20 protein-coding genes are annotated in these 25692 nt (G+C 64.3%); 8 read left to right on the top strand and 12 right to left on the bottom strand.

Translation table 11 applies throughout. From position 1 onward, the window contains the following. Positions 1-185: 185 nt before the first annotated feature. The 4 genes from B133_RS0111200 to B133_RS0111185 all read right to left on the bottom strand — a co-directional run bounded on the left by B133_RS0111200 (position 186) and on the right by B133_RS0111185 (position 3374). Complete coding sequence (locus tag B133_RS0111200) at positions 186-1007, bottom strand: universal stress protein (protein WP_018601103.1); 822 nt, start codon at positions 1005-1007, stop codon at positions 186-188. A gap of 86 nt (positions 1008-1093) precedes the next feature. Further along, the gene (locus tag B133_RS0111195; protein WP_018601101.1) at positions 1094-1723 is read right to left on the bottom strand and encodes a response regulator transcription factor; all 630 of its coding nucleotides are present in this window, start codon (positions 1721-1723) and stop codon (positions 1094-1096) included. Further along, positions 1717-2190 (bottom strand): universal stress protein, encoded by a 474-nt coding sequence (locus B133_RS22685; protein ID WP_018601100.1) that lies wholly within the window; start codon positions 2188-2190, stop codon positions 1717-1719. The genes B133_RS0111195 and B133_RS22685 overlap by 7 nt, the downstream gene beginning before the upstream one ends. A 137-nt stretch (positions 2191-2327) precedes the next feature. Next, on the bottom strand, positions 2328-3374 hold the full coding sequence (locus tag B133_RS0111185; protein ID WP_018601099.1) for a zinc-dependent alcohol dehydrogenase family protein: 1047 nt from the start codon (positions 3372-3374) through the stop codon (positions 2328-2330). Between the two features lie 209 nt (positions 3375-3583). Between B133_RS0111185 and B133_RS0111180 the strand changes: the two genes are divergently transcribed. Both B133_RS0111180 and B133_RS0111175 read left to right on the top strand, forming a co-directional pair. Continuing rightward, positions 3584-4390, top strand: a complete 807-nt coding sequence (locus B133_RS0111180) for a universal stress protein (RefSeq protein WP_018601098.1) — start codon at positions 3584-3586, stop codon at positions 4388-4390. 141 nt (positions 4391-4531) lie between these two features. Continuing rightward, complete coding sequence (locus B133_RS0111175) at positions 4532-5530, top strand: hypothetical protein (RefSeq protein WP_018601096.1); 999 nt, start codon at positions 4532-4534, stop codon at positions 5528-5530. A 173-nt stretch (positions 5531-5703) separates the two neighbouring features. On the opposite strand, the gene B133_RS0111165 is transcribed toward B133_RS0111175, so the two are convergent. Then, positions 5704-6528 (bottom strand): universal stress protein, encoded by an 825-nt coding sequence (locus B133_RS0111165; protein WP_018601094.1) that lies wholly within the window; start codon positions 6526-6528, stop codon positions 5704-5706. Positions 6529-6772: 244 nt separating this feature from the next. Between B133_RS0111165 and B133_RS0111160 the strand changes: the two genes are divergently transcribed. After that, positions 6773-8215: an AAA family ATPase gene (locus B133_RS0111160; protein ID WP_018601093.1), complete on the top strand. Its 1443-nt coding sequence runs from the start codon at positions 6773-6775 to the stop codon at positions 8213-8215. Positions 8216-8249: 34 nt separating this feature from the next. Here B133_RS0111160 and B133_RS0111155 read toward each other — a convergent pair whose 3' ends face one another. After that, positions 8250-9230: an NAD(P)H nitroreductase gene (locus B133_RS0111155; protein WP_026256274.1), complete on the bottom strand. Its 981-nt coding sequence runs from the start codon at positions 9228-9230 to the stop codon at positions 8250-8252. Positions 9231-9273: 43 nt separating this feature from the next. Then, entirely contained in the window at positions 9274-10155 is an 882-nt protein-coding gene (locus B133_RS0111150; protein WP_018601091.1) for a universal stress protein, read from the bottom strand. Between the two features lie 289 nt (positions 10156-10444). Here B133_RS0111150 and B133_RS0111145 point away from each other — a divergent pair, with 289 nt between their 5' ends. Continuing rightward, the gene (locus tag B133_RS0111145; RefSeq protein ID WP_018601090.1) at positions 10445-11848 is read left to right on the top strand and encodes a wax ester/triacylglycerol synthase family O-acyltransferase; all 1404 of its coding nucleotides are present in this window, start codon (positions 10445-10447) and stop codon (positions 11846-11848) included. 65 nt (positions 11849-11913) lie between these two features. Here the strand turns inward: B133_RS0111145 and B133_RS0111140 are convergent, their stop codons facing one another. Beyond that, a complete protein-coding gene (locus tag B133_RS0111140) occupies positions 11914-12696 on the bottom strand; it encodes a universal stress protein (protein ID WP_036418560.1) in 783 nt (260 codons plus the stop codon). Positions 12697-12786: 90 nt separating this feature from the next. After that, positions 12787-15045 (bottom strand): phosphoenolpyruvate synthase, encoded by a 2259-nt coding sequence (gene ppsA / locus B133_RS0111135; RefSeq protein ID WP_026256272.1) that lies wholly within the window; start codon positions 15043-15045, stop codon positions 12787-12789. Positions 15046-15203: 158 nt separating this feature from the next. Here ppsA and B133_RS0111130 point away from each other — a divergent pair, with 158 nt between their 5' ends. The 3 genes from B133_RS0111130 to B133_RS0111120 all read left to right on the top strand — a co-directional run bounded on the left by B133_RS0111130 (position 15204) and on the right by B133_RS0111120 (position 20714). After that, positions 15204-16220 carry a 1-phosphofructokinase family hexose kinase gene (locus B133_RS0111130; protein WP_026256271.1) on the top strand — a complete coding sequence of 339 codons (1017 nt, stop codon included), beginning with the start codon at positions 15204-15206 and terminating at the stop codon, positions 16218-16220. After that, the gene (gene otsB, locus B133_RS0111125; protein ID WP_018601086.1) at positions 16217-20194 is read left to right on the top strand and encodes a trehalose-phosphatase; all 3978 of its coding nucleotides are present in this window, start codon (positions 16217-16219) and stop codon (positions 20192-20194) included. Before B133_RS0111130 ends, otsB begins: the two co-directional genes overlap by 4 nt. An 85-nt stretch (positions 20195-20279) precedes the next feature. Further along, complete coding sequence (locus B133_RS0111120; protein WP_018601085.1) at positions 20280-20714, top strand: pyridoxamine 5'-phosphate oxidase family protein; 435 nt, start codon at positions 20280-20282, stop codon at positions 20712-20714. Between the two features lie 4 nt (positions 20715-20718). Here the strand turns inward: B133_RS0111120 and B133_RS0111115 are convergent, their stop codons facing one another. Continuing rightward, positions 20719-21375: a hypothetical protein gene (locus tag B133_RS0111115; protein ID WP_018601084.1), complete on the bottom strand. Its 657-nt coding sequence runs from the start codon at positions 21373-21375 to the stop codon at positions 20719-20721. A gap of 161 nt (positions 21376-21536) precedes the next feature. Here B133_RS0111115 and B133_RS0111110 point away from each other — a divergent pair, with 161 nt between their 5' ends. Continuing rightward, positions 21537-23582 carry an erythromycin esterase family protein gene (locus B133_RS0111110; RefSeq protein ID WP_026256270.1) on the top strand — a complete coding sequence of 682 codons (2046 nt, stop codon included), beginning with the start codon at positions 21537-21539 and terminating at the stop codon, positions 23580-23582. A 1-nt stretch (position 23583) separates the two neighbouring features. Here B133_RS0111110 and B133_RS0111105 read toward each other — a convergent pair whose 3' ends face one another. Both B133_RS0111105 and B133_RS0111100 read right to left on the bottom strand, forming a co-directional pair. Then, a complete protein-coding gene (locus tag B133_RS0111105; RefSeq protein WP_018601082.1) occupies positions 23584-24477 on the bottom strand; it encodes a 3-oxoacyl-[acyl-carrier-protein] synthase III C-terminal domain-containing protein in 894 nt (297 codons plus the stop codon). Beyond that, entirely contained in the window at positions 24461-25570 is a 1110-nt protein-coding gene (locus B133_RS0111100) for a 3-oxoacyl-ACP synthase III family protein (protein ID WP_018601081.1), read from the bottom strand. The genes B133_RS0111105 and B133_RS0111100 overlap by 17 nt, the downstream gene beginning before the upstream one ends. Between the last annotated feature and the right edge of the window lie 122 nt (positions 25571-25692).

Below are 25692 nucleotides of genomic sequence, written 5' to 3'. Positions count from 1 at the left end.
GCATTGCGCGGCGCCGATAGCAGTCGACGCTAGGCCGGTCCCACGGCGGCAAAGCAGAGCCGTAGGTCGGTCGGCGCAGCGCCGACGGTCATCGGAAGTCGGGACCAACGCCGGGTCGTTTGACCCTGGCGGCCATACCACGACAGTCTTCGATGTAAGTGCCCAGGCTCCGGCCGCCCGAACGGCTACTGATGCACCACAAGGACTGAGCAATCGGGATGGCTGGCCAGCGGATTTGTGTGAGGTCCAATAATTTTGGTCACATCAGCCGCGTCGTCCGGTCCGAGAACGACCATGTCGACCGGCTCGGTGCGTGCGGCCAGAAACTGACCGATCCCGGCCGCGCCGGCGGTGACGTGGATGCGTACACGAGGATGACTCCGCTGCCATGCCGTCATGCGGCGATCCAGCTCGTCATAGGAGATATCGCCGAAATCCCGCCGCCAGACCCCGACGGCCAGGACAGGGCGCCCGCGCAGGTCAGCTTCGGTGACGGCAGCGTCGATAACGTGGTCATCGTCGCCGGATGCACCGACCGGCACGGCGATCATCCCCGGGTGATGGGACTGTTGCGCTGGGCGACTTCTGATTACCGCGACAGGGCAACACGCATGTTCAGCAACCTTGGCGGCTGTCGATCCGAAAAGCAGCTTGGCGAGACGCCCTATGCCGACCGATCCCATACAGACCATGGCGGCGCGGCGTGACTCGTCGAGCAGATTGGCATCCGGTCGGCCGTAGAGGACTGCGGTCTCGACTTTCACCGGATTTCCGGTGGCGTCGATGACCGAGCGGGCCGCCCGTAAGCATGTCTGGGCGTATTCGAGGTTCATACCGCACTCGCTGTCGGTGAATGCCGTGCCATCACCCCGATCGATGCAGGACACCAGTCGCAGGGGAACGTCACGAGCCACTGCTTCGTCGATCGCCCATTGCGCGGCATGCACCGCAGCGGTGGACCCGTCGATCCCTACCACGACGGGATTGCCGTTGTGCGACGTGATCATCGGCGTTCCTTCACTGTCGTGACCGCGGCGGCGTGGGCCACTGGCGGGCGGTCCCGGCGACGCCGTGGTCACTGATCGCGCTGCTGTCAATGATCCAGTCGTGACGCAAACACCGCGGCCTGGGTCCGCCGCTGCAACCCGAGCTTTGCCAGCAACCGGGATACGTAATTCTTCACCGTCTTCTCTGCCAGGAACATCCGATCGGCGATCTGCTTGTTGGTCAGGCCTTCGCCGAGCAGATCCAAGAGTTCCCGTTCCTGATCGGTGAGCGTCGACAGCGGGTCGCTGTGATGTTGGGTTTCACGGAGCTTGGTCATCAGCGCGGCCGCCGCCCGGTTGTCGAGCAGAGATCGTCCGGCTCCGACAGTCTTGACCGCTTCGGCGAGCGCCAATCCTTTGATGTCCTTGATCACGTAGCCGCTGGCCCCGGCCAGAATGGAATCGAGCATCGCCTCGTCGGAGGTGAACGAGGTGAGCATGAGGCACCTCAGGTTCGGCAAGCGTGACAACAGGTCGCGGCACAGCTCGACGCCGTTGCCATCGGGCAGGCTCACGTCCAGGACCGCGACATCGGGCTGCAAGGCCGGGATTTGGAGCATCGCCTCGGCGACCGTGCCGGCCTCACCGACGATGTCGAGCTCGGGATCGGTGCCGAGCAGCCCGACCAACCCGCGGCGGACGATCTCGTGATCGTCGACGAGGAAGACTTTCAGCATCGCGGTGGCTGCTGTGGCATCCCGGCGGCATCGGCGATGCCGGGACCAGCCGTGGTGTGCGGTCGGAAATCGGTGTCGACGACGGTGACCGGGCAGTCGGCCCTTGCGGAAAGCGTTGCGGCAGTTGGCCCGAGTCGTTTGTCATCGATCCCGTGCGCGATCCCGAGCGATCCGACACACACCATGTCGGCCGATCGCGAAGCATTCAACAACACCGCGGCCGGGTCGCCGTGTACGACTTCCCATTCGATCTTGATGGGTTTCTGTGTTGACTCCACCGCCACCACCGTCTGACGGATCGCGATATCGGCACGTGCCAGATCGCGTGCGGCTTGCTGGGCATCGAATGGGGCGTGTGTGCGGGGCTCGACGACGTAGACCAGCCGTAGAGGTACATCGCGCCTGAGTGCTTCATCGGTGGCCCACAGTGCGGCGTTCAGCGCCCACCTCGAGCCATCGATACCCACGACGACTCCTGGAGAAGGCAGCCAGGTCGACGACATATAAAACTCCCAGTTCGTATAGGGGGGTCGGTATCAACGCTAGATCCGTCGCGTACCTGGCGGCAGGGCCGAAAGTCCCGTCGTCAGTGGCGGACCCATATTCAGCGTTGTCTCGTGAGGACGACCTTCAGCGCACCGGTGTCAACCGGCCGGCTGAATACCCGGTAGGCATCCTCGAACTCGTCCAGAGAGAACCGGTGCGTGATCATCGGAGCGACGTCGATCTGGTGGTCGGCCACGAGGTCGATCAGCGTCGGGGTGGCGTGGGTGTCGACCAAACCTGTTGTGATGGTCAGATTCTTGTCCCAGATGTCTTCCAGGTGAAGGGTCGCGGGTGCACCGTGGACGCCTACGTTGGCGACGTGTCCTCCCGGACGGACGAGACTCACAGTTTGTTCGAAGGTCGCCGGTGTCCCCACGGCCTCGATCGCCACGTCGGCGCCCAGCCCGTCGGTCATTTGCAACACCAGATCGCGTGCGGACTCTTTGTCGGCATTGATGACGATGTCCGCACCGAACTTTCGCGCTGCGTCCAGCCGCGAGTCGGCGATGTCGATGACGATTACGTGTTTGGGACTGTACAACTGAGCCGTCACTGCGGCTGCCAGACCGATGGGACCGGCGCCGACGATCGCCACGGTGTCGCCGGGCCGTACGCCACCGGCGAGGATCCCTACCTCGTAGGAGGTGGGCAGGATATCCGCAAGCATGACCATCTGCTCGTCGCTGACTCCGTCGGGTAGACGGTAGGTCGAGTTGTCGGCGAACGGCACACGGACGTACTCGGCCTGGGTCCCGTCGATCCGGTGGCCCAGAATCCAGCCGCCCCCGCCGAGGCACTGTCCGTAGCACCCGTCGCGGCAGTAGCGGCAGCTACCGCACGCACTGATGCACGACACCAGGACCCGGTCACCAGGTGTGACGGTGCGCACCGCAGGACCGATCGCGGTGACCGTCCCCACTGCCTCGTGGCCCAGCACCCGGCCCCGTGTCACCTCTGGCACATCGCCTTTGAGGATGTGCAGATCGGTACCACAGATGGTGACTGCATCGACACGGACCACGGCGTCGGTGTCGTCGACGATCCGCGGCTGGGGAACCTCGGTCCAGGATGGCTTTCCCGGACCGTCATAGATCAACGCCTTCACGCTCTGTCCTCCTGTTATAGCCGGATGCTTGGGATCCTCACGCACGGCAGGCGTGTGGCGCAGCGGCCGTGTGACCCCACTGATGGGGACGAAAGACCTCAGTGCTGCCCGGACGATGACCTTCGGCCCTATGGCAACTCGTGTCCCGGCGATGGGATTGGTACAGGCCCAATAGGTCGCACACCGCTCGAGTTGAATCGAGGACGACGATGAATGTCATTGCGCCTACGACGACGGCAGAGCCGATCGTCACCGGCGTGGACGGCTCACCTGCCGGGGAATACGCGGCCGTCTGGGCCGCCAAGGAAGCAGCGGCCCGAAACACCGTGCTGCGCCTGGTGTATGCCGCAGACGCCGACAACGCCGACAACGAGCGGACGATGGCAGAGGCCCGCTCGGTCCTGCACCGTGCCTGGGAGGCAGTGACCGACACCGGTGTCGTGGTCAAGCTCGAATCAGAGATAGTTTTCGAGCGGCCGGTCGATTGCCTCGTCGCGGCGTCCCGCGGGGCGGCGATGGTGTGCGTCGGGGCCGGCGAAGGGCGGGGCGCGACGGCGGCCGCCCTGGTCAAGCAGGCGCACGGGCCGGTCGCGGTCATTCACCGCCGCACCGCAGAATCCATCGACCCGCGCAAGTGGATCGTGGTGGTACTCGATGAAACAGACTCTGCGCTCGACGCATTACGGGCTGCGATGCACGAGGGTGTCCTACGTGATGCACCGGTTCTTGTGTTGGAGTCGTGGTCGCACGGTCCTCGCGCAGACGTCGGCGACGCCGACCGCCATCCGGTGCGGACCGTTCTCGAGGAGTATCTGACCGGCCGGGGCGCCACCGATGCACAGGTGTGCACGTTACCCATGCCGACCCACCTGCTACACCTGTTACGTCAGAGCGTCAGCATCGACCAATTGCTGGTCATCGCCGCCGATCATCAGGCATTGGTCGAGGAGCTGACCGGCGACCGCGCTCGAGAGATCTTGCGGGGCACAGATTGCTCGTTGCTCTTCACCCGCTGAGCTCTTCACCCACTGACACCGCGGCAGGAGGGTCGCCGAGCGGCAAATAGGTCACGCCAAAGTGGGGACTTGTGCCTCTATCTGGACGTTCCCAGCCGACAGATAGTAGAGGCCACCATTTCGGACAGAAGGTAGCCAGAGATGAACGCCCATTTTCCCGATACCGAGACGGTTCGTACGGCGTTGTCGCTCGCGAACCGAGCACCGTCCGTCCATAATTCGCAGCCGTGGCGATGGCGGGTCGGGCCACAGAGTGTGCATCTCTACGCGGACACGGAGCTGCATTTGTCGCATACGGATCCCGACTGCCGTGACCTCATCGTCAGTTGCGGCGCGGCACTGAACCACTGCGTCATCGCACTGGCCGCGCTCGGATGGCAGTCCAGGGTGAGTTACCTACCGAATCCAGCGGACCCCGATCATCTGGCGTCGATTCAGCCCCATCCACTTGAACCTGGTCCGGTCGATATCGCACTGGCGGCCGCCATACCGCGACGGCGCACCGACCGTAGGCACTTCAGTTCGTGGTTGGTCCCGCCCGGCGATATCGCGGTGATGGGATCTCGCGTTGCGCGGATGGGGGTCACGATGCGTCGCGTCGATGTCACGCCGAACTTTCACGCGCTGCTGGCGATGGCTGTCCGCGAACATCTCCGCGATCCCGACTACCTGACCGAATTGACGCAGTGGAGCGGCAGGTATGCGTCCACGGCCGGGGTCCCTGCACGCAATACTCCGGAATCCGACCCTGCCGATGCCGTACCTTCGCGGTTGTTTGCCGCTCCGGTACTGGCGCAATCACCAGACGGAACGGGGCATCGCGACGGTGCGACGGTGCTCGCACTCGGGACCGCCACCGACGGTGTGGTGCACCGGATACGAGCCGGCGAGGCGACAAGCATGATCCTGCTGACCGCCACTGCGGCCGGTTTGGCGAGTTGCCCGATCACCGAACCGCTGGAAGTTGCCGCGAGCCGCGAGATCATTCGGCAAGACGTGTTCGACGATGACTGCTATCCGCAAGTGCTGCTGCGTATCGGCTGGGCACCCGTCAACGCCGACCCACTGCCCGCGACACCCCGTCGACCGTTGGACGACGTCGTGACGCGGTTGGACGGTTCCCCCTTCGACTTCGAGTAGGAGCAGTCTGGCAGGGGCTGCTACCGGAGGGTGTCGAGGTCGACATCGATGCTGAACACTCCCGCATCGCGATGCTGCGTCATCGGCCAGCCGGCATCGGTTATGACCCGACACATTGCGCGGTTCTCGGCAAGGATGTAGCGGGCGTGGCGAATTCGTCCGCCGCGGACCGCTCAACGGATGACCATCACCGAACAATCCGTATGCGGGGCGAACGGTCGGTCATGTGGTCCGATGATCCGTTGGAGATCCGCGACGTCCGCCGGCCCGAGCGCGACGAGCTGAACATATCCAGTTCCGTTGTCTTCCAAGAACTCGGGCAGTCCGGATTTCGTCGACACCGGATAGATGTGGACATCCGGATAGCGTCGGCGCCATTTCGCCACGCGGTCGTCGAGGTCCTCTGCGGACACGCCGGCTGCCGTGTCACACCAAGTAGCCACGGCAAGGACCGGTGCACGGCGTAGTCGGGCTTCGTCGAGCGTTCGCGCCACCACGAGTTCATTGTCGGTTCGATCGTCAACTCCAACCACCACCCAATCGGGTGTCGTCGGAGCAGGGGACGATGTGCGATGCCGGACGACAACGACGGTGCAGTGGGCATTTTCGGCGAGCTCCGCCGCGGTCGATCCCAGCAGTCGGCGTGCCAGACAACCGATGCCGACCGATCCGACACAGATCATCGCCGCTGAACGGGATTCCTCGACAAGTGCCGCCGCTGCCGATCCCCAGATGATGTCGGTTTCGACCTTGACCGCCTTGCCAGTCGCCTCGATGCCGGATGACACGGCATGCAGCGCGCTTTCGCCGTAATGGAGTTCGGGACGATAGACGTCGATCGGAACTGACGGCTCAAGGGGGATACCCGTGACATGCACGAGACGAAGCGGCGCCCCGCGGTGGATGGCGTCGTCCATCGCCCACAGCGCGGCCTGCAGCGCTGCTTGAGATCCGTCTACGCCAACCACGACGGGCCGGACATCGACTGCGCTGGTCATTTGGCCCCCTCACCTGCCTGCGGTCATTATTGGACAAACGGTATGACGTCGGGCACGCGTGGGTATGCAGGCTTTGGTCGATCTGAGCGGGGACCAAGGTAATCTGCGGATCCCGCCGCCCGCAACGTCATCTCGGACCACCGGCAAGGCGGGACTTTGGACTCTGTGCCCCCACCTGCCGGTGCGAGATGGTGGGGGTGTTCGGTTGACAGCGAAGGGCCGGACGAGGGGAGTGGGCTGGTAGATGAACACAGAGGTTTTCGAAACCCATACCGGTATCGTGGTTTTGGTTGGGGACAGGGCGTACAAGGTCAAAAAGCCCGTGGTGACGGATTTTCTCGACTTCAGCTCGGTGGAGCGACGCGAGCAGGTCTGCGTCCGCGAAGTCGAACTCAACAGGCGGCTGGCACCGGAAAGCTACCTGGGGATAGGACATTTCGACAACGCCGGACAGTGTCCGGCTGAACCCGTCATCGTCATGCGACGTCACCCGGACTCGCTGCGGCTGACCACGTTGGTCGCCACCGACGAGCCGGCCGACGACCATATCGTGCGCATCGCAGAGACACTTGCCCGGTTCCACGAGCGTGCCGAACGATCGCCTGCAATCGACGCGTGTGGCACGCCGCCCGAAATCACCGCGCTCTGGCAGGAAAACCTGACCGAGCTGGGTCGCTACGGTGGCACCATCCTGTCCACCGAACGGATAGCCGAAGTCACTCGGTTGGCTGCTCGGTTCATCTCGGGCAGGACAGAACTGTTCGCGGAGCGGATCGCGGATCACCGTATCGTCGACGGCCACGGTGACTTGAGGGCCGACGACATTTTCTGTCTGCCGGACGGGCCCGCCCTGCTCGACTGTCTGGAGTTCGACGACCGGCTTCGCCATGTCGACTGCGTCGACGACGCCGCGTTCCTCGTGATGGACCTCGAATTCCTGGGTCGCAACGACTTGGCTGCGAAGTTTCAGTCCCACTATGTGCGCTTGACGAGTGGGTCTGAACCAAACTCCCTATGGCACTTCTATATCAGCTACCGCGCCGTCGTTCGCGCGAAGGTCGACTGCATCAGATTCGATCAAGGTGTCACCGATGCCCGATCCGATGCGCAGCGCCACCTTGACATCGCTTTGACGCACCTGCGGTTGGGAACTGTGCGGCTGGTCCTCGTCGGAGGAGGCCCGGGAACCGGCAAGACCACGTTGGCGCGGACGCTGTCAGAGCGCATGAAGGCCGACGTGATATCAACCGACGATGTGCGACGTGAACTGCTCGAGTCTGGCATCATCGAGGGTTCGGAGGGCGTGTTCGGGGGCGGACTCTATATGCCCGACAACGTGAACGCCGTATACGAACATGCCCTGCGCCGGGCAGCTACAGCCTTGGCCCGCGGACGATCGGTCATCCTCGACGGCACCTGGCGTGACGCGGGCCAACGGCAGCGCGCAGCTGAAGTTGCCGATGAATATTTATCCCCGATGGTAGAGCTGATCTGTGAAGCGCCGCTGTCTGCGGCGATGGATCGCATCAGACAGCGGTCGGGAAGCAACTCCGACGCCACTCCCGCGATCGCCGCCGCCATGGCCTCTGATGACCATTCGTGGAGCTCCGCTCATCGAATCGACACCACCCGCAGTCTCGCCGAATCGGTGCACGATGCCTACGAGTTATGTTGTCGGGCAACCTGACACCGCTCGCGGCGCTTGATCGCTGACCGATGATTCAGCGGACCTCGAACACCTCGTTGATGGGCCGCCGAGGCGTCGCCGGGGGAACGTCGTCCAAGCTGGGTACGAGTCCAATCCGGATCAGTACCTGCGGTGTTGTCGACTGTCCGATCAATGTCGCGACGATCTGTCGGCTGGCCGGCAGCTCGGTGATATGCGTCAGCGTGCACGTCGCCAAACCGGCGAGTGTCGCATCGAGGAGCACGGCGGACAGCATCTCACCGCACTGCAACATGGCGTCGTGGGTGTCGTCGTATGTCGACAAGACCATGATCTTGGAGTGATCATCACCCACTTCACGACGTCGCTCACGATGATGCGTGACGGGGAACGTCCGCCCTACGTCGACGCGATCACTCTCCGCTGCCGACACCAGCGAGCTGTGCGGGATCCCTTCGCGCCCTGAGAAATCGGAAGTCCACCATTCGAGCTCGGAATGGTAAGAGGAGTCGTACAGGCGAAGCGACTCGGTCAGTGCCGACGCCTCCGCGAGTTCGGGGCGAAGGTCGTCGGGCACCACGTCGACGCGAACAAGCTCAGCGTTGACGCTTGAGCGCAGGCGAGGTTCAACCGATTCCCAGTCCGGTGGAGCGGCAAACGGCAGGCGATCGGTTCGTCGCAGCAAAATGGCATCGGCTCGGTGTCGGTGGCCATCGGTGACGAAGTCGAGCGGGCTGAAATCGACGGAGGCCAGGTGGTGAAGGTCGTTCGGATTGGGGAATCGGTCGACGTTCGTCGTCCACCCGGCAGCTGCCATCGCCACCCGGAAATGATCGAGAACCGCGCCGCAGGAGATCAGCGCCTCACGGCCCGAAGTGTCAGCGTGCCGGGGTGCCCGGTTCGGGTCGACAAAGAGCTCCACCGTCCGGCCGGCGGCGACCCACCGCCACGGTTGGCTGTTGTGCATCGATGGTGCACGGCAGGCCAAAGTGACTGCATCCTTGATGATTTTGGTATTTACTGCGACATCGCGCATGACGAACCTCACCTTCCTGTCAAGCAAACTCCGGTAGCGGACATCAGTCGCTACGGACCACGATTACCGGAATGCGAGCGCCGTGGACGACTGCAGAGCTGACCGATCCGAGCAGCATGCCGGCGAATCCGCCTCGCCCATGACTTCCGACCACAATCAGCTGTGCCGATTCGGACTGTGCGAGCAGAGCACCGGCGGCGTCGTCGCGCACCACGACCCTGCGCACGACAACGTCCGGATAGCGCTCTTGCCATCCCGCCAGACGTTCAGCCAGCGTTTCGTCGGCATTGGCGATTACGTCGGACCACGGCAGAGGCAGAGCGTCCGGCCATTCCTCATCGATCCACGCGTGTACGGCGACGAGTTCGACGTTGCGCCAGGAAGCCTCGTCGAAAGCCAGGGCGGTAGCGCTTTCAGATGCCGGGGATCCGTCTATGCCCACCACGACGGGCGCCCGCCGACGCCGGGGCGGTAACTGATCACGCACGACAGCGACCGGGCAGTGCGAGTGATGTACCAGCGCCGTGCTGACCGATCCGAGCACCCCGCGGGCCAACGCGCGGCGGCCGTGCGAACCGACCACGATGATCGCGAATTGCTTGGTGAGGTCTCGCAGCACGGGCACGATCGGACCACACGGCGTCTCGGTCTGGATCCGCAACGAGTCACCGGCAGGCGTATCGCGTGCGATACGGATTGCGTCTTGGACGATTCGCCGGGCCGCTTCTTCCTGCCACTCACCGATCCGTTCGGGCAGCGGCGCGCCGATCATGCCGGCCGGCGACCAGTCGGCGGTCAAAGGGTTGACCACATTGACGATGGTCAGTTGCGCGTTTCGCATCACCGCCTCGCGGGCGGCCCAGCGCACCGCGGCATCGCTCTGCGACGAGCCGTCTACGCTGACGAGAATACCTTGATGAGACATGGCTTTTCTCCCTTGTGGTCGAAGGCTGCACAGTTGTCAAGGGCTGCACGCCAAGGTGAGACCCGTGGCTTTGCGCGATATTCGCCTGTCTGGGATGAGCCTAGGCGTGCGTCGAGACCGTTTCGTGGGCCGTTGGTCATCAACCCGTACGACCAAGGTCAGGAACGCGGTATCGGATGCCGGTGCGGTTCAGGCCTTCAGCCAACGTTGGTGGAAAGAGGACGTGGTCCCTGCAAGTAGGTGACCTCGTTCCCTTCACCCATTCCGGCAGTGGGCGGACAGTCATCTTATGGAGCACTTGTCGCCCTTTGCCGCAGCGTTTCTCGAGGCAGAGGATTCCGACCGGCACGTCAGTCTTGCGGTTGGCGGTCTCGCGATCATCGAGGGGCCGATGCCGGATTTCGACACGATCGCCGCGTCGATCGCGCAACGAATCCTGGCGGTACCACGGCTCAGGCAGGTCCTGCACACGCATCTGCTGGATCTGGGACCGCCAGTGTGGGCCGAAGACCCCAACCTCGATCCCTCCCGCCACATCCATCTGGCCGCGCTGCCGCATGGCGGGGATGATGAGGCACTGTTTCGCTTTGTCGCCGATGTCGTAGAGAGACGACTCGACCGTGACCGACCACTCTGGGAGTGCTGGATTGTGGAAGGTCTCGCCGGCGGTCGATGGGCTGTGCTGATGAAGATCCATCACTGCGTCGCCGACGGTATAGCGACGATGCGGATCTTCGCGGGGCTCAGCGACGAGGGCGCGGGAGATACGTTCGCCAGCTCAATACGGGCCGCTACCACGGAATCCAGCTCGGGGCTCGATTGGGCCGGGATCGGTCTGAACCCCCTGGGTTGGGTGAGTGGCATGTGGCACCTGGCAGCGGCGACGACCAGAACAGCGACCCTTGCAGTGGGAGGCGCGATCGAACTCGCTGCCGGACTGCTGAATCCCGCGGCGGAATCGTCGTTGACGGGCCCGGTTACCACCATGCGGCGGTTCAGTGCCGCGCGAGTGAGCCTCTGTGATGTGCGGAAGGTATGCGACGAATTCGACGTGACGCTCAACGACGTTGCGCTGGCGGCGATCACCCACAGTTTTCGGACCGCGTTGGCCCGCCGCGGCGAGAAACCCCGGCGAACGACGCTGAGGACTCTGGTACCGGTGTCGATTCGCGGTAGCGACGCATTCGATGTTGCCGACAACCGGGTTTCGGCGATGCTGCCGTTTCTTCCCGTTGACAAGGAGGATCCACTGGAGCAGCTCCAGTTGGTTCACCAGCGGTTGATGCGAACCAAGGTCGCTGGCCAGCGCGAAGGAGGGACCTGGTTCGTCGATCTCGTCAATGCCGCCCCGTTTCCGCTGGCGGCCTGGACTGTCAGGACCCTGATGAAACTGCCGCAGCGCGGCGTCGTCACAGTCGCCACCGACGTACCCGGGCCCCGCACGCATCTGCGGGTCATGGGACAAGAGGTGGTCCGGCTGTTGCCCATCCCTCCGATCGCACTCCAGTTGCGAACGGGCATAGCGATTCTCAGCTATGGCGACGACCTCGTGTTCGGCATCACCGCCGATTACGACACCGGCCGAGATGTCGACAAGTTCGCGCGCGGTATCGAAGACGGGGTACGTCGGCTCGTCGCTCTGAGTCTGCAGAACGCGGGAAAGCAAAAGCGGCCTGATCGAGAGCAGACCTGAATTCACCGCCGTCGCCGACAGGAGACTACGGTGGCCGTTCGGACATTCGGCGTAGACGTCTCCCGTCAACGCACGATCAGCGTCGACGACCGAGCGTGATTGAAGAGCCGGTGGCCGTGCGGTCCGATGATGTGTGCGAGCTGATCGGCTTCGGCGCTGCCGATTACGGCGAGTTGCACGCGCTCGTCGTGCCTCTTGAGGAATCGGGCGACACCGGCACCTTCGGTGATCGGATAGATGTGCACGCCGGGGTGGTGTTGGCTGCACTGTTTCACGCGCTGCTCGACGCTGCCGTGGCTGCCCAGCATGAGCACCGGTGCGCGGCGTAGCTCCGCCTCCGTCAGGGCGGATTCGACCACAACGTCGTTGCCGGGCTTGTCGTTCACGGCGACCACCACCCAGTCGACATCCTGCTGTGATGGGAACTCCTGCGGGCGGATGACCGCGACGGGGCAGTGCGCCTTTTCGGTGAGCTCGGCGGCGGTGGAGCCCAGGATCGACCGCACGTACTGCCCGATCCCGACCGAGCCGACACAGATCAGCGCCGCGTTCCGCGACTCTTCGATGAGAACGGCGCCGGGCGGACCGTCGAGGATCGCCGTCTCGACCTTGACGTAGGTTCCGGTGGCGTCCACGGCGGCCTGCGCAAACCGGAGCGACTCCTCCGCGTGATGGATATCGCGGTAATAGTCGTCACTGGACGGGTGCTTCGACTTCATGACACATACCAGCCGTAGCGGTACATCGCGGCTGATCGCTTCCTTGACGCCCCATTGTGCTGCGGCGATGGACGGTGCGGAGCCATCGATCCCGACGACGACGGGCTTCGCCATGCGGCTGCCATTCATGATGCTCTCCAATCCGCTGGTTGCTGACGACGCTACGGCTGCTCGAATACGCTGTGCTGGAGTCCAAAGTCCCGGAGTCGTCGCCGAGAGTCATCGCGCCGAGTCGAGTAGCAGGCGACGTTCGGCCGCGGCCACCACGCGACGAGTCGCGGTCAGCGCATCCGGGTTTACCGATACCGACGTTATACCCATTCGGACCAGGTGTTCCGCGAATGTCGGGTCGGTCGACGGCGCTTGTCCGCACAAGGAGGACGTGATGCCGAACTTCCGTGCTGTGCTGATGATTTGACCGATGGCATCGAGAACGGCGGGATCGGACTCATCGAACAGTTCAGCACACATATCGGAGTCGCGGTCGACGCCCAGCATCAGCTGAGTCAGGTCGTTGCTGCCGATGGACACCCCGTCGATGCCCATCCCGATGTACTCGGGGAGCCAGTGCACGACCGACGGGACTTCGGCCATCACCCAACGATGCAAGCCGCGGTGCCGGCCCAGTGGACTCGCGTCCACCAGCGTCAGGCATTCCTCAAGCTCCCATCGGGTGCGCACGAACGGAATCATGAGATGCACGTTGGGCAATTGCTCACGAACCCTCGCCAGCGCCCGCAACTCGAGCGCGAACAGGTCGGGCTCCTTGATGTAGCGGTAGCAGCCGCGGTAGCCGATCATCGGGTTGTGTTCGACCGGTTCGTAGGCCGCGCCTCCGGCCAGACCGCGGAACTCGTTGCTGCGAAAGTCGGTGGCGCGGTAGATGACCGGCCGCGGGGCAAACGCGGCGGCGATTCGGCCGACGGCTGCCGCCATCTTGTCGACGAAGGCGTCCTGCTCCCCGTGGGCGATCACGTCGCGCGGGTGCCGGCCATCGAACGCGTTGGTCAGCATGAACTCGGCCCGGAGCAGCCCGACGCCGTCTGGCCCCTGTGCGGCAACGGCTTCCGCGGTGTCGGGCATCGCGAGATTGACGTAGATCCGGGTGCCGGTGGCTTCCGCGGTCGGTTCGGCGGGCGACGTGCGGTCGGCAACCGTGGTCGTCGTGGCATCGACCCGACCGGATATCACCTGTCCACGCGTCCCGTCCACTGTGACCGTTGTGCCGTCATGGAGGTCACGGGTCGCGGTGCGGGCACCTACCAGACACGGAATCCCCAACTCGCGGGCCACAATTGCGGAGTGGCAGGTCATGCCGCCGGTATCGGTCACCAATGCCGCGGCCCGGCGCATCGTGGGTAGCCAGTCCGGGTTCGTCATCGGCGCCACCAGGACCTCGCCGTCGAGCAACTGGACGCCGTCGTCCGGCGACTGCAGAACACGGACCTTGCCTGTGGCTTTCCCGGGTGCGGCGGCCAGCCCACGCACGAGAACCGCATGTGGGTCGGTCGACGCGGTCGGCAACGTCGTGATGGGGCGGGCTTGCACCAGATATGTCTTGCCGTCTGCTATCGCCCACTCGGTGTCCTGCGGACAGCCGTTGTGCTGCTCGGTCGCGACGGCGAGTTCGGCGATCGACCGCAATTCGCCGTCGTCGAGCACGCGGGTGTCGGCCGAACCGTCGTCGAGGTCGACAGCATGGTCGTGCCCGTCCGCACCACGGACGATCTTGAAGCTCTTGTGGCCGACCCTGACATCCAGCGGCCTCAGTGTTTCCTTGGAGACGATATAGGTGTCGGGCTCGACCTCTCCCGATACCACGACTTCACCGAGACCGAACGCGGCCTCGATCACTACTCGGTCGAGCGCGCCGCTGCTGGGGTCGGCGGTGAATGCCACGCCGGCCTTTTCGGAGTCGACCATCGTTTGGACCACCACGGCCATGGCCGGGTCCGCGGTGAAGCCGCGGGTGGCGCGGTAGGTGATGACGCGGGGGCTGAACAGCGACATCCAGCACCGGAGCACCGCAGCGACCAGATTGTCCTCACCGCTGACATTGGTGACCGTGGCGTTCATGCCGGCGAACGAGACGTCGCGGCCATCCTCACCGGTCGCCGAGGAGCGAACGGCGACAACGACGTCAGAACCCAGGGCGTGATAAGCGTCGATGAGTAGATCACGTACGACAGTTGCGACACCGGCCTTGCGGACCAGATCCTGCATGTGGCTGGACATGTCCTTGAGCCGTGTCGTGTCCGCCGCATTCTTCATCGCGTCCCGGTGCAGGTCGTTGAGCTGTTCAGCCACTCCACCCGCGTTCATCGACTCGCGGTAGCAGTCGCGCAGCAGGACGAAGCCGGGTGGGACGGGAAGGTTCGCGGCGACCAACTCACCCATGTTGGCACCTTTGCCGCCCGCTTCCTCGGCATCGGTGATTCGCAGCGTCGAGATGGCACGGATGTAGGTGTCGCGTTGCATGGAACCAGCTTTCGACATGCCGTATGACACGCGTAGCGCCCGAGGACCACAACCGGTGGGCTGAAGGTCACCGATACGTCAGGCAAGAAGTCCTCAATATGCCGATCTGGGACTTCGGCCCCTAGCGCTGAGCGGATGCGCGTAGTCGGATCAACAACATGGAGCGGCCAATCTCGCCAACGATCGTCACATTGACGATGAACCCAGCGGTCGATATCACCAGCTCCGTCGAGGAGGTGCGACCGACGGACAAGATACGGTGCGCCGACCCTCGTTACGACGCCGGCGGTGGTGGAATCAATGTCGCCAAGGTGGCAGATGTGCTCGGTACATCGGTCTGTGCCATCTACCCCGCGGGTGGTTCATCCGGGGATCTGTTGACCGGACTTCTTGCCCGGGACGCCATCCCGATCCGACGCATCACTATCGAGGGCGCGACCCGGGAAAGCTTCACGGTCAACGAGACACGTACCGGTCTGCAATACCGGTTCGTGCTCCCGGGGCCGCGGGTGTCCTTCGTCGAACAGCAGTGCTGCCTACGAGAGCTGCGGCAGCAGGCCGCATCGGCTCGGTTCGTGGTGGCCAGCGGGAGTCTTCCGCCGGGTGCCGCCGAGAACTTCTACCAGCAGGTCGCCCTCGTGTGTCGAGATGTCGGTGCGCGGCTGATACTGGACACCTCCGGCTGCGGGCTGCGGCATTTCACCTCGGGCGTGTTTCTTCTGAAGGCCAGTGTGCACGAACTCCGGGAATTGGCCGGACGTGAGCTGGCAACCAGGTCCGAGCAGGTCGCCGCCGCCCGAGACATCATCGCGTGCGGTCAAGCGGAGACTGTCGTCGTTTCCCTAGGCCCCGATGGCGGACTCCTGATAACTGGACGGCAAGCGCTGTGGTTCCCCGGAATTCCGATGAGGACAGTGGTCAGTGGTGTCGGTGCGGGTGATGCGATGGTTGCGGCGATGACCGTGGGGCTGAGTAGGGACTGGTCAATGAACGAGTCTGTGCGGTACGGGATTGCGGCCGCCACGGCCGAGTTGCTGACGCCGGGCAGCCAACCGTGCACGCAAGCCGATGTGGAACGATTTTTTGCGCTCGCCGACGAACCCGTCGTCCTCGCCGACTTCGGCGACAGGGACACCGACGTCGACGTATCGCTTTCCGGCAGCGGCCGTCAATGACTGTGTCGGCCACGATCGACCCACGGTCGCATGACGGGGTCATCTTCGACCTCGACGGCGTGGTCACCGATACGGCCTCTATTCACGCCGCGGCGTGGACGGCGTTGTTCGCCGAGTTCTTCGCACACCGGGTGGCCCGCAACAACGAGGACGTCTCGCCATTCACCGGGGCGGACTACCGCCGGTATGTGGACGGCAAGTCTCGCCAGGACGGCATCGCGGCGTTGCTTCGAGCCCGGGGGATTTCGCTTCCGAGCGGTCACCCGGACGACACCGGATACGACACGGTCTGGGGTCTGGCGAATCGTAAGCAACAGCTCTTCTTGGAGCGAATGGCAAATGGGGTGCGGGCTTATCCGTCCACGGTGGCGTTGGTGCGCAGGCTCGCTGAGACAGGCGTGGCCACGGCAGCCTATTCGTCCAGCCGGAATTGCGAAAAGGTGCTCGAGGCAGCCGGACTGGGCGATCTGTTTCCCGTCCGTGTCGATGGTGTGGTTGCCGAAGCGCTCAAGCTGCCGGGCAAGCCCGACCCGGCGGTGCTTTGGGAGACCGCCGCCAGGTTGCACGTGACGCCGCAACGCTGCGTGGTCGTCGAGGACGCACAAGCCGGCGTGACGGCCGGACGTAATGGCGGCTTCGCTCTTGTCATCGGCGTCGACCGGACCGGCCACCGGGAGGAACTGCTCCGCGCGGGCGCCGACGTCGTGGTTCCCGATCTGGCGGCCGCCGTGGTCCGTACCGGAGACAGACCCATGTCAGGGCTGCCCAATGTGATGGATGCCTATGGCGAGCTGACTGGTGTCGTCGACGGCAGGCGGCCGCTGGTCTGTCTCGACTTCGACGGGACGTTGTCCGAGATCGTGACGGATCCGGACACTGCGACGCTTGTCGGCGGTGTCGCCGAGACACTGGCCGACTTGGCCGCGCGGTGTCCTGTCGCCGTAATCAGCGGACGTGATCTGGCTGATATCCGCGAGAGAGTAGGTGTGCCAGGTTTGTGGTACGCCGGCAACCACGGCTTCGAACTCGTCGACCCCGAAGGACATCATCACGACCAAAACGCGGCCCTGGCCGCCGTACCGGCTCTCAAGCGCGCGGCGGAGGCCTTGCACGCCGAACTGGCCGACGTACCAGGTGTACTCATCGAACCCAAGCGGTACGCGGTTGCGATTCACTACCGCAACGTGGCGCCACGGCACGTGAATGAAATTCTCGTCGCCGCACACCGGCAAGGACACCGCCGCGGATTGCGGGTGACCGGTGGACGGATGGTGGTCGAGTTGCGGCCAGACATCGACTGGAACAAGGGCACGGCGCTGACCTGGATCCGCAACCAGATGCATCCGCGTGACCACGTGTTGCCCATCTACATCGGCGACGACCTCACCGACGAAGACGTCTTCGACGCGATTCGACTCAAAGGTGTCGGCGTGATCGTCTGCCATGGCGAAGACGGCGATCGCCGGACCGCCGCTCAGTACCGCCTGAACGATCCCGTCGAAGTCGGCCGGTTCCTGCGGCGCGGCGCGGCTTGGCTGGCTCACCGGCAAAGTGATTCCCGCAGCGGATGGACGTTTGCCTACGACGAGTACGTGCCGGCGGACGAGAAGCTGCGAGAAGCGCTGTGCACAGTGGGAAATGGCTACTTCGCCACCCGCGGCGCGGCACCCGAATCGACGGCGGATCAGGTGCACTATCCGGGTACCTACGTCGCGGGCGTGTACAACCGTCTGGCCGATCTGGTCGGCGGTACCACGGTCGAGAACGAAAGCCTCGTCAACGTCCCCAACTGGCTCCCCCTGAGCTTTCGTGTGAACGGTGGGGACTGGTTCGACATCGACACCGTCACGTTGCTCTCATTCCGCCAGGCCCTCGATCTCCGCGCCGCGGTGCTGACCCGGGAGTTCCGTTTCCGCGATGAAGCCGGACACACGACGGCCGTGACGCAGAATCGATTTGCCGCCATGGACCAGGCCCATGTCGCGGCTCTGGAAACCGTTGTCCGTGCCGAGGACTGGTGCGGCACGATCGAGATTCGTTCGACACTGGACGCGAACGTCTGCAATGTCGGTGTCGAGCGCTACCGCGAGCTGGCCGGTGACCATCTCCGGTCATTGGAAAAGCGGGCACTGACCGACAATTCGGTTCTCCTGACGGTTGAGACCAAGCAGTCGCAGATTCCCATCGCGCTTGCTGCGCGAACCACGGTGTGGTGTGACGATGCCGCCGCGGTAGCGAAGTATCGGCTCGTCGACGACGGATACGAGATCGGCCATGAGATCAGCACTGAACTCACCGCGGGGCAGGCGTTGGCGATCGAGAAGATCGCGGTGGTGGTGACCGGACGCGACGTGGCGACGTCCGATGCGGCCGGCGGCGCTGAACGCCGGCTGGAACGGCAGGGCCGATTCGCCGAGTTGCGAGGCGCGCATGAGCTGGTCTGGTCGCACATCTGGGAACGGTTGACCATCGACTTCGACGGTCACGTCGACGAGTTACGAGTGCTGCGACTGCACCTGATGCACCTGCTGCAAACGGTTTCGTACAACAGCGAGGACCTGGATGTCGGCATCCCGGCGCGTGGCCTCCACGGTGAGGCATACCGCGGCCATGTGTTCTGGGACGAGTTGCTGATCTTCCCGGTGCTCAACCTGCATTTCCCGACGATCACCCGCGCGTTGCTGCGCTACCGGTACCGGCGGCTCACCGAGGCGCGTCGCGCCGCCAGGTTGGCGGGTTACGCGGGGGCGATGTTCCCGTGGCAGTCGGGAAGCGACGGCCGCGAGGAAAGCCCTGAGCTGCACCTCAACCCGCGGTCCGGCCGGTGGAGCGTCGATGCGAGCCATCGTGCGCATCACATCGGTATTGCCATCGCCTACAACGTCTGGCAGTTCTATCAGGTCACCGCGGATCTGGCCTATCTGATCGACTACGGGGCAGAGATGCTGGTCGAAATTGCTCGATTCTGGGTAAGCAGAACGACTTACGACAGCACAGCCGACCGTTTTCACATCAACGGCGTGATCGGGCCAGATGAGTTCCACTCCGGGTACCCCGAAAGACCCAATGACGGAATCGACGACAACGCCTACACGAACGTCATGGCCGTATGGGTCATCCTGCGGGCCATCGACGCGCTGACGGCCATGCCGTTGGCGAACCGGCTCGACCTACGTGAAAAACTCGCCCTGACAGACGATGAACTCGCACGCTGGGACCATGTCAGCCGCCGGATGTTCGTGCCGTTCCATGAGGGCATGATCAGCCAGTTCGACGGGTACGACCAACTGGCGGAACTGGATTGGGAGTCCTACCGCACCAGGTACGGAAACATCCAACGGCTCGACCGCATTCTGGAAGCCCAGGGTGATGACGTCAATCGGTACAAGGCCGCCAAGCAGGCCGACACGTTGATGCTGCTGTATCTGTTGTCGTCCGATGAGCTTGGGGAGTTGCTCGACCGACTCGACTACGAATTTCCGCCCGAGCGGATCCCGGTGATGGTCGACTATTACATCGCGCGCTCCTCTAATGGCTCCACGCTGAGCGCGGTGGTGAACTCGTGGGTTCTCGCGCGCGCCAACCGGGATCACGCCTTGGAGTTTTTCCGCGACGTGCTGAAGTCCGACGTCGCCGACATCCAGGGGGGTACGACCTCCGAGGGGATTCATCTCGCCGCGATGGCCGGCAGTGTCGACCTCATGCAGCGCTGTTTCACCGGTCTCGAAACCCGCAGCAACCGGATCGTCCTTTCCCCGCACTGGCCCGAATCACTTGGCGCATTGGGCTTTCCGATTCACTATCGAGGTCATCACCTGTATATCCGGGTCAGCGGCCTCGGTGCGGAGGTGAGTGTGAGCCCGCGCGAGCTTCCTCCCGTCACGGTCGAATGCCGTGGTCGGGTCGAACGAGTGTCGCCGGGGCACATGGTCCGGTTCCCCGGTGCGTCCGCTGGTTCGTTGGCTGTCCGTTAGCCGCTCGACGAGGGCCGTTGGTGTCTGACCTTTCGGGACTTTCGGCCATGTCGGTGCAGGCCTCACGCTGGGTAGCGTCTTTCGCATGACCAGAGAATCGCAACCGATTTCCATTCTGTCCGAGCCCGAAAGCTGGAATCTGCTGTCCAGCGTGGCGCTGGGGCGGCTCGTGACGAGTGTGAATGGAGAGCCGGAGATCTTCCCGGTGAATTTCGTCGTGCAGCGACGCACCGTGCTCTTTCGTACCGACGAGGGGGCCAAGCTGGTCAGTGCCGCAATCAACAACCACGTGCTGTTCGAGGCCGACGACCACGAGGCCGGCGACGGCTGGAGTGTGATCGTCCGGGGGCTCGCACAAACGCTGCGTACCGATGAGGAGATCGAGGAGGCCGAGCGTGCCGAACTCTATCCCTGGACGGCTACGACCAAAAGGCACTACGTGCGGATTCGACCGCTGAGGGTCACCGGAAGGCGATTTGTCTTCGGCCCTGAGCCGGCCCGTGACACTGCCGATGAGTAGGTGATCAGTTCACCCGGTGAATGTCCGCCGCGGCATTGGATGTTTCGGCGGACACCTCGGCTTGGTAGGCAGTTTCTGCGCGCTGTTTGATGCCCTTGAGAATGTGTCGAACAGTCAGTGCCCTGGGAGCTCCCACGAGTTCGGTGAGCACGACCGCGCCAGGATGGACCAGCCCGATGCGAGTCCGGACCAGCAGCCGGCACCGGTCTTGCCAATGTGGCGCCAGGTGGAGCGTGCAGACAGCGTCCCAACTGCTGCCCTTGGGCGTGCGCAGCACGATCGCCTGCTGCTCAATGACTTCCACGACCGACAGCACGTACCCGTTGGGCTGGCCCGCCCAGTTCTCCGGCGTGAGTCGCACGGTATCGCCTGCGGTGAGACGCTGCCATTCCGGATGAATCCGATCGGTGTTCTGGAACCCCGGCAGGGCGTAGAAACCGGCGCGATCCTGTCCCATCTGAACCAGCCACGGCCAGACGGCGCGCGGCGGGGCATCGATCCAAATACCCTCTGTCGTAACGTCTGCGGGCTTACTGATCAGCTTGTCACCGGGGATCGGCAGCTGGCATTCTTCCTTCGTCGTGCCCCAGTTGCGGTAGAAGCGCCTTGCCGCATACAGAAGTGCGATCGCACCTGCGCCGCGCGTGATGTTCGTCGTCATATCCCGACCATGCAGCGGCTGCGCGTTCTGGGCTAGGGCCAGTGGTCCCTCAACTGGACGTCGACAAATGTCCCCGGGCACCGGGGACTTCGGTCTCTAGTGGCGGCGGTGCCGCGGTGGTCAGATTCGCCTATAGCTCGAACAGCACCGAGGGAGCAATCATGACTCGATCACGAGGCCTCACCCGAGGTACGCCGCGGCATGTGTTCCGCGATCGCCGTGAGGCAGGACAAGTCCTTGCCGGTCTGCTGGGCGCATACCGAGACCGCGAGAACCTCATCGTTCTGGGGCTGCCCCGCGGCGGTATCCCCGTCGCCTGGGAGGTGGCAGCCGCCCTCGGAGCTCCGCTGGATGCCTTCGTCGTGCGCAAGCTCGGCGCGCCGGGACACGAGGAGTTCGCCGTAGGCGCGCTTGCCGCAGATGGACGCGTCGTGGTGAACGACGACATGCTTCGTGCCTTGCGGATCACCCCGCAGCAACTGCGCGCTGTCGCCGAACGCGAAGGGCGGGAACTGCACCGGCGTGAAGCGGCCTATCGCGGCGGCCGCCCGCGCGTCGACGTCGCCGGCAAGACCGTCATCCTGGTCGATGACGGGTTGGCAACCGGAGCGAGCATGGCCGCTGCGGTGCAGGCGCTGCGGGAATCCGACCCCGCCGAAATCGTGATTGCCGTGCCCGCGGCACCGGAATCCACCTGCCGCGAGTTCGCGGCCGTGGTCGACGATGTGGTGTGCGCGTCGATGCCCACACCATTTGTGGCGGTCGGTGAGTCGTTCTGGGATTTCCGGCAGGTCAGCGACGAAGAGGTGCGTGAGCTGCTCGCGACACCGACCACGAGCCCTGTCGCAGAACGGGTTCGGGTCGAGGAGACACCCGCGGCGGTCGTTCGACGGGTAGCCGTCGATGCCCCGGGCGGCGTCCCCCCGACCGAAGCCCTCGAGGAGATCATCGGCGATGCCAGGATCGTGCTGATCGGCGAAAGCTCGCACGGCACACACGAGTTCTACGCGGCGCGGGCGGAGATCACCAAATGGCTGATCGAGAAAAAGGGCTTCTGCGCCGTTGCTGCCGAGGCGGATTGGCCGGATGCCTACCGCGTGAACCGGTACGTCCGCGGACTCGGTGACGACGGCTCGGCCACCCGGGCGCTGAGCGGATTCGAGCGGTTCCCGGCCTGGATGTGGCGCAACGTCGTGGTCCGCGACTTCGTGGACTGGCTGCATGTCCACAATGGGCGCCGGCGGGCTGACGGTGACCGTGAAACCGGCTTCTACGGTTTGGATCTCTACAGCCTGCATCGGTCCATGCAGGAGGTCATCGGATACCTCGAAAACGTCGATCCGGTTGCCGCGGCACGGGCGCGAGAACGCTACGCATGCTTCGACCACACCTCCGCCGACGACGGCCAGGCCTATGGGTTTGCCGCGGCGTTCGGTGCCGGCCTGTCGTGCGAACGTCAAGCGGTAGACCAACTGGTCGAGATGCAACGCAACGCGGTGGAGTATGCGCGTCGTGACGGCCTGCTCGCGGAGGACGAACTCTTCTACGCCCAGCAGAACGCGCAAACCGTGCGTAACGCCGAGGTGTATTACCGCGCGATGTTCGGTGGGCGGGTGACCTCGTGGAATCTGCGTGACCAGCACATGGCGCAAACGCTGCAGGCGTTGCTGGCGCACCTCGATCGCCACGGAGACCGCGAGCCGGCCCGAATCGTGGTCTGGGCCCACAACTCTCATGTCGGCGACGCTCGAGCCACTGAAGTAGGCAACGACGGCCAGTTGACCCTGGGACAGTTGGTGCGCGAGCGCTGGGCCAAGGACTCCCGTTCGATCGGTTTCACCACGTACACGGGCACCGTCACGGCGGCCAGCGAATGGGGCGGAGTCGCCGAGCGCAAAGTGGTCAGGCCGGCACTCAACGGGAGTATCGAGGAGCTTTTCCACGAGACCGGTGAACCGGAGTTCCTGGTGTCGGCGATGATCAGCCGAGCCGCAGCAGAGCCTCTCGACGTCGTCCGGTTGGGCCGTGCCATCGGGGTGATCTACCTGCCCGCCACGGAACGCCAGAGCCACTACTACCACGTACGTCCGTCTGAGCAGTTCGATGCGATCATCCACATCGACCGGACGCGCGCGCTGGAACCGCTTGAGACCACCAGCACGTGGGTTCAAGGTGAAACGCCCGAGACGTATCCGACGGGGCTTTAGCTCAGCCTGCCAACGCTTGCCGCGGCATCCGGTAGAGCGTGGCGCCGGCTGAGACACCGGCGCCCGCCGCCACCATGAGGATGCGATCACCGGGACCCACCACCCGTACGGCGCGCTCGAACGCACCGGCCAGAGCGGCGGTGTGGCTGTGTTCGTCATCGGCAATGAGGATGGTGTCTTCGGGGACCGCGAGATGCTCGGCGAGCAAGCTCCGGAACTGATCACGGGCGGGCGCGACAACGATTGCGGCGATCTCGGCGATGTCGAGTACCGCGGCGTCGAGGCACCGAATCGCGGCTTGTGCAGCGGCCGCTGCAAACCGTTCGTCCATGACGCCACGTTCCCTGACCCGGAGGACATTTCGGCTATTGCCCTGTCCCACCGCGGCGCTGAAGCTTTCCCCCTCGTCGCAGATGCTTGTCCACTGCACGCGGCCGACCCCATCGTCGTCGTCGGACCAGCGGCACAGCAATGCGGCTCCTGCGGGCGCGAACGGAAAGTCCTCACTCATTCTGCGGCCCGGGTCGGCGTCGCTCGCGACGATCAATGCTCGATCGATGACATGTGCGCTGAGGAAACCGTCGACGATCTGCAGCGCTGTGAGGATTCCGCACGATCCGTTGGCGATGTCGAACGAGAACGTCCCGTGCGCTTCCGGGTGTGGGTCTTCCGGGTGAGCGCCGATGTCCTGCTGGATCATTGCGGCCAGCGCAGGCTCGCCGAGATTGCGGTCGCGGTAGATCCCGGCGTTGATCAGCAGGTCGACATCGGAGGCCTCGCGGCCGGCGCTGTGCAGGCAATCCTCGGCCGCTCGCACCGCGAGCCTCAGCGCGCTGTGCCGATCGCGCCAATGCCGGCCGGAGGTGAGAGCGGTCGCTTCAATCACTGTGCCCATGATGGTTCACCACTGTCTCGTCGAGGGTCAGGAGGACGATGCCGATTTCGAGTCCGGAGGCCAGGGCGATCAGGGCGATCGTTTCTCCGGGCCCGACGTGCCCGGCTTCGAGTTCTTCGATCAGCGCCACGGTGTGCGTTGTCGACGCGGTGTTGCCGTAGCGGTCGACGGTGATCACCGCGTCGTGTCGGGGCCGATCACCAAAGGACGCGGAAACCTTCGCCATGCCCTTGCGGATCGCCCGGGCGGAGGTCTGGTGGGTTATGACGTGGTCGATGTCGTGGATCGAGATGCCCACCGAGTCGAGCACCTCGTGCAACAGCAGGGGAGTGTCGGACATCGCTGCCTGCTGAATGCCTCTGGCATCGGTGAACATTCGCCCACCGGATTCGTGACCTTTCGGATAGGCAAGGCAGAGCCGGCTGTAACCGGCCACCGTGGTGAACCCGGCCAACGTGATTCCCGCCGGCGAGTCGTCATCTGCCCGCTCGAGCAGCAGCGCAGCGCCTGCGTCACCGAGTGTCAGCGAGGCGAGTTCCTTGCTCATGATGGTGCGGATGTGGCGGGAGGCATTGCGGCCGAGCTGCGAGATGTACTCACCACTGACAACGAGCGCTCGACGGATCATCCCGTGCCGAATCCAGTTGTTGGCGATCATGACGCCGGTCAGCATTCCCGCGCACGCGTTGGACAGGTCGAACGTGATGGCGTTGTCCGCGCCGATGGCGTGGGCGACCATACCGCTCATCGGCGGCTCCACCCGTTGGATCAATCCGCCCCGAAACTTTGTGATGCTGCAGTTGATGACGGCGTCGACCGACGCAGCCTCGCACTGCGCGGCGTCCAGGCAGTTCCGGGCTGCTGCGGTGGCGAGACTGAAAGAGTCTTCGTCACCGATGGAGATGCGGCGCTCCCTGATACCCGTCAGGCGCTCAAGGTCGATGTGGGTGCGATGACGCGTCGCCGACATCAAAGCCGCGGACGTCAGGTGCGTGTCGGGGAGGTGACGACCCGCCCCGGCCAGACGGGTGCGAAACGGCGCCGGTGGCCCGTCTCCAGTAGGTTCCATCATCAGCCAGTTGTCATGCCTCATCCAGGGATCATGCCTGCCGGGCCGGTGCGCGGAACAGGGCGCTAAGTCGGCTGGCTGTGGTCCGAAAGTCCTCAGGTACAGCGGAAATCGTTGAGTCCGCAGCAACCGGGACGAACTTTCAC

It is taken from the genome of Mycobacterium sp. 155, from assembly GCF_000373905.1.
In the GTDB taxonomy this organism is placed as follows: domain Bacteria; phylum Actinomycetota; class Actinomycetes; order Mycobacteriales; family Mycobacteriaceae; genus Mycobacterium.
This window is presented reverse-complemented; position numbering and strand designations above follow the sequence as displayed.